This window comes from Mesorhizobium sp. M0306, assembly GCF_040321655.1.
In the GTDB taxonomy this organism is placed as follows: domain Bacteria; phylum Pseudomonadota; class Alphaproteobacteria; order Rhizobiales; family Rhizobiaceae; genus Mesorhizobium.
Genome location: NZ_JAMYRY010000107.1, coordinates 1 through 971 on the forward strand (window position 1 = coordinate 1; position 971 = coordinate 971).

Here is a 971-nt window from a genome sequence, read left to right on the forward strand (position 1 = left end):
GTTCGGAGAGCGCGACGATCTGAGGATTGTTCAGTCCGGCCGCGGCGAGGAGGGCGATGTGGTTCGCCTCCGCCTTTTTCGGCGTAAGGGTGATCAGGTCAACATGACGGACGATGGTCGCCAGGGGTTCATTCAAATCCGTTTCCCCCCGAGCCAAGGCCAGAAGCGGCTCCGTCGGACCAAGCTGGGCCAGCTGCACATCATAGTCGGCCATCAGGACGGGATCATCATTCAGAGCCGCCATGCGACGGGCCAGAGCAACCCGCAGGTTCGGGGCCAGCCCCTGATCGTTTGCCGGCTGTAGGACGGAGAGGCGACATTCCTCGCCCCCTTGCACGAATTCGGGCCGAAACCGCCGCGCGGTGAAAAGAGCATCATTCGGGGAAATCCCCGCGGCCTTGTCCATGGCGTCCATCACAGCGCGGCCTCCTTATGCAGCAAAGGTGTTGAATCGACCCATTCGTCGCCCAGAAGCTCGGGCGTGTCGTAAGCGATCAGATTGGCGAAGTGGCTTTCGACATCTTCGGCAAACAGCGACGCGGCAATGCCGCGGACCAGACGGTCGGCCCCGGCACTGACGGCTGGGATATCGCCGGAGACCTTGCCGTGTGTCAGCATGGCGGCGTCATTGAAGCAGTGAATATGCGCCAGCATCAGACAGGAACCGGGAACACGTTCGCGGAACTCGAAGGCGGGACCGAGGTCCGGCGCCTCCACCATGCCTGCGCGCGGCGGCCCCATATCCGGCGTATATCGACCATCCGACCAGGTGCGGATGTGTGGGGCGAGTGCTGCAAATTCCGGGCGGTCGCTGAAGTCGTTCGAAAAGCCGGTTGCCGCGATTATGAAGTCGTATCGCATCGGCCCTTGTGTGGTTTCGACCAGAAGGCCTCCCGCATCTTCCTTCACCGCAACTATGCCGCAGTCGAGAAAGAACCGGGCATTCGAGTGGCGAGACACGCGAAGCGTCG

Annotated in this window: 1 protein-coding gene and 1 pseudogene; both read right to left on the reverse strand. The window is 62.2% G+C overall.

Translation table 11 applies throughout. The annotated features are described in order from the left end of the window. Window positions 1-415: hypothetical protein (locus tag NKI95_RS34630; RefSeq protein WP_352722271.1), on the reverse strand; the 415-nt coding region annotated here is incomplete at its 3' end. Next, window positions 415-971 (reverse strand): annotated as a pseudogene (locus NKI95_RS34635) (FAD-dependent oxidoreductase); the annotation flags it as partial. The gene NKI95_RS34630 and the pseudogene NKI95_RS34635, both read right to left, overlap by 1 nt.